At 74.2% G+C, this 3728-nt stretch carries 3 protein-coding genes; 1 reads left to right on the forward strand and 2 read right to left on the reverse strand.

Annotated elements, in window-relative coordinates; translation table 11 throughout:
* Window positions 1-313 precede the first annotated feature (313 nt).
* Window positions 314-2479: a tetratricopeptide repeat protein gene (locus tag BWR60_RS35735; protein ID WP_088158069.1), complete on the forward strand. Its 2166-nt coding sequence runs from the start codon at window positions 314-316 to the stop codon at window positions 2477-2479.
* 33 nt (window positions 2480-2512) lie between these two features.
* Here the strand turns inward: BWR60_RS35735 and BWR60_RS35740 are convergent, their stop codons facing one another.
* Both BWR60_RS35740 and BWR60_RS35745 read right to left on the reverse strand, forming a co-directional pair.
* Window positions 2513-3106 (reverse strand): exopolysaccharide biosynthesis protein, encoded by a 594-nt coding sequence (locus BWR60_RS35740; RefSeq protein ID WP_088158073.1) that lies wholly within the window; start codon window positions 3104-3106, stop codon window positions 2513-2515.
* A 55-nt stretch (window positions 3107-3161) separates the two neighbouring features.
* Complete coding sequence (locus BWR60_RS35745; RefSeq protein WP_088158071.1) at window positions 3162-3590, reverse strand: sel1 repeat family protein; 429 nt, start codon at window positions 3588-3590, stop codon at window positions 3162-3164.
* Between the last annotated feature and the right edge of the window lie 138 nt (window positions 3591-3728).

The raw sequence follows: 3728 nt of genomic DNA on the forward strand, positions 1-3728 counted from the left end.
GGGCTGCAGCGGCGGCGACCGGTTGGGGGCCGGGACGATGGTCAGATGGGCCGAAGATCCGGTAGCCATACAAGCTCCAGCGTGGATGTGGCGATGGCGGTTTGCGCCGGCCGGCCGGGACCGCTGGCGGGCTAGGGCACGGGTCGGGTGGGCATTCGGCGATGATCTAGGGTGGCGGCGTCCCAGCGACCGTTTCAGAAAGCGTTGAAATTGCACGGTGGCAATCGGGCCGCGACGCCGATAGGGTGCGCTTCGGTGGGCGGGGGCGCCCGCCTCCAGGCCCCATGCAGGAGGTCTTTCCTGGATCCGAGCGATGCCTGACGAGCCGCAGCTGACAGTGCGCCTGCTGGGCGGGGTGGAGGTCGCCCGGGACGGCCGGCCGGTGGCCCTGCCGTCCTCCCGGAAGGCGCGGGCCCTGCTGGTCTATCTCGCCACCACGGAGCGGCCGCACCGGCGCGACCGCCTCTGCACCATCTTCTGGGACATTCCGGACGACCCGCGTGGCGCGCTGCGGTCGAGCCTCAGCCTGCTGCGCCGCGTCGTCGACACCCCCGGCCAGCCGCGCATCCTGGCCGACCGCGACACGGTGCGCCTCGACGCCGCAGGGGCCGGGGTCGACCTCGTGGCCATCCGCCGGTCGCTCTCGGCCGGGGTCGAGGTGGCGCCGACCGCGGCGCTGGAGCAGGCCGCAGCGGCCTTCCAGGGGGAGTTCGCCGAGGGGCTGGACCTGCCGAGCTGCCCGGACTTCCAGGTCTGGTGCGTGGCCGAGCGGCAGGAGGTGCGACGGCTGCGCCTGCAGGTGCTGCGCGCCCTGCTCGAGCGCCATGCCGACGATCCCGAGGCGGCGCTGCCGCATGCCCGCGTCCTGGTCTCCGCCGATGTCGACGACGTCTCGGCCCATGTCGCGCTGCTGCGCGTCCTGATCGCCGGCGGCCGCCAGCGCGAGGCGGAGGAGCAGCGCGACGTCTCGGCCCGGCTGCTGGGCGGCACGGGCAGCGAGGCGGCGGAGCAGCTGATCTGGGCCTGGCGGTCGCTCTCCGGCTCCCGCTCGCCGGCCGGTGACCGGGAGCCCGCCGCGCCGCCGCCGTCGCGGCGCGGCGCCGAGGCCGGCCGCCCGCATATCGCGGTCCTGCCCTTCACCAGCATGGGCGGGGATGCCGAGCAGGGGTATTTCGCCGACGGCATCACCGAGGACATCATCACCGACCTGTCCCGGGTCTCCGCCCTGTTCGTGGTCGCCCGCAACACCGCCTTCACCTTCCGCGGCCAGGCGGTGGAGGTGACGGAGGTGGCTCGGAGGCTGAATGTCGGATACGTGCTGCAGGGCAGCGTCCGCCGGGCGGCCGATCGCGTGCGGGTCAATGTGCGGCTGATCGAGGGCGCCACCGGCGACCATCTGTGGTCGGAGCGCTACGACCGGGATTTCGACGACATCTTCGCGCTGCAGGACGACATCTCCCGCAGCGTGGTCGACGCGCTCAGGGTCACCCTGCTGCCGGAGGAACTGCGGTCGATCGAGGGCGGCCCGACGAGCAGCGCCGACGCCTATGAATGCTGCCTGCAGGGCCGTTCGGCCCTGTTCACCAGCTTCGGCAACAAGCCGGCGCTGGCCGAGGCGCGGGAGATGTTCCTGCAGGCGATCGCGATCGATCCGGGCTATGCCCGCGCCTATGCCGGCGTCGCGGCCTGCGACGTGCTGCTGTGGCTGGGCGGCAGCACCGAGATCTCCTACGAGGAGATCCTGCGCAACAGCGACACGGCGCTGAGCTTCGCGCCGAACCTGGCCGAGGCCCATGCCTCCCGCGGGCTGGCGCTGTTCCTGGCCGGCCGGGCCGGGGAGGCGACGACGGCCTTCGAGCGGGCGCTGGCGCTGGACCCCGAGCTGTTCGAGGCGCATGAGTGGTACGCCGAGATGTGCCGGAACACCGGCCGCTACGCCGAGGCCGCCGCCCTGTTCGAGCGTGCGGCCGACCTGCGCGACACCGACTACATCTGCCTGGTGGTGCTGCGGGACACCTATGCATCGCTCGGCCGTGCCGAGGATGCGCTGGCGGCGGCGCGGCGGGGCTTCGCCCGGATCGAGGCGCAGCTGGCCCGGCGGCCCGACGACGCCATGGCGCTGTGCGCCGGCGCGGCGATGCTGGTCTCGCTGGGCGATCCGGGGCGTGCCCTGGCCTGGGCCGGGCGGGCCCTGGCGCTCAACCCCGAGGACTATGTGGTGCACTACAACGCGGCCTGTGCCTATGCCGAGGCTGGCCGGCCCGACGCCGCGCTGGACCGGCTGGAGCACATCTCCGCGCGCACGCCGCGGGTGCGGTCCTGGCTGCTCGGCATCGTGCAGCACGACGCCCAGCTCGACAGCCTGCGCGGCGTGCCGCGGTTCCACGGCTTCCTGGCCCGGCTGGAGGCGGATGTACAGCGCGCCCGCAGCGGCCACGACACAGAGTGCGGCGCTGCCGCCGGCACCGGCCCGGCCTGACCCGTTCGCGGCTCGATGCCCGTCTTGCCGGGCCTAAAGCAGGCCCCGCACCCAGCCCAGCTCGCCCATCGCCTGCCAAACGACGCCGGCGGCGACGGCGAGCAGCAGGGCGGACGCCGCGAGCGCAATGCAGAGCAGGATCCCGTCCTCCTCCAGATAGGCGATGGCGAGCAGGGCGATCGCCAAAGCGGGCGGGATGTTGCTCAAGGGGATCGGGGCCAGCAGCAGCACGCCGAGCAGCAGCACCACCAGGCCGACCCCGCGCTTGGTCGCCCCGAACGGCGTCGGCCAGCGCGGATGGATGAAGCCTTCGATGGCGCGCAGGACCGGCACGGCGCGGCCCAGGGTCCGCGCCAGCGCCGGGGTCCGCACGCTGCGCTCCGCGATGCGCCGGGGGAAGGCCGGGCCGGCGCGGCCCAGCATCATCTGCACCGCCAGGATGGCCAGCAGCGGCGCAACGATGCCGGACACGCCCGGCATCGCCCCGAGCAGGGCCAGCAGCAGCATCACCAGGCCGAAGGAGCGGTCGCCCAGCCGGTGCACCAGCCAGCCCAGGGTCACCCGTTCGGCGTTCGCGTCGCGCAGCAGGCCGTCGAGCAGGGCGGAGGTCGGAATCCGGGCCGTCATCTTGCCGGCAGGATAGCCGAGGGCAAGGTCGCGCGGAGTCAAACCTGGCCGGGTCTCACGGGGGATCGGCGGGGGGCAGCGCCGCCAGGCGGGCGGCCAGGCCACAGGCCTTGGCTCGCCGGCCAGCGCTGAGCCCGGCGGCCAGGGCCCGGTATCCGGCCTCCGCCGCGGCGCGCTGGGCGCCGGTCAGCCGCGCCGCGGCCACCAGGAACCAGGCGCCGGCCCGCACCCGGTCGCCCGACGCCGGGCGGCTGTCGGCATAGAGCGTGGCCAGCCGCAGCTGGGCCCGTGGCAGGCCGCCGGCGGCGGCCTGTTCCAGCCAGCGCAGCGCCTCGGCCCGGTCGCCAGGCACCGCGTAGCCGTTATCGTCGATGCGGCTGTCGCTGAGCACGCCGAGGTTGAACTGTGCGGCCGCATCGCCGGCCTCCGCGGCACGGCGGAGCGCCTTGAAGTCGGACGGCGCCACCCGCTCGGGCGCGCTCATTGGGCAACCTCGGGGAGACGCGGGCTTGTCCGATAGGGTGGGTTCGCGTTGGTCCCGCGCCACTGCCGTGATCGCCAGGTGCGCTCGCCCTTCGAGGGCCCGCATGAGACCCGCGGGGCGGCGGTGGCCGGGAGTCCG

The sequence above is a fragment of the Inquilinus limosus genome, from assembly GCF_002195995.1.
Taxonomy (GTDB): Bacteria; Pseudomonadota; Alphaproteobacteria; order DSM-16000; family Inquilinaceae; genus Inquilinus; species Inquilinus limosus_C.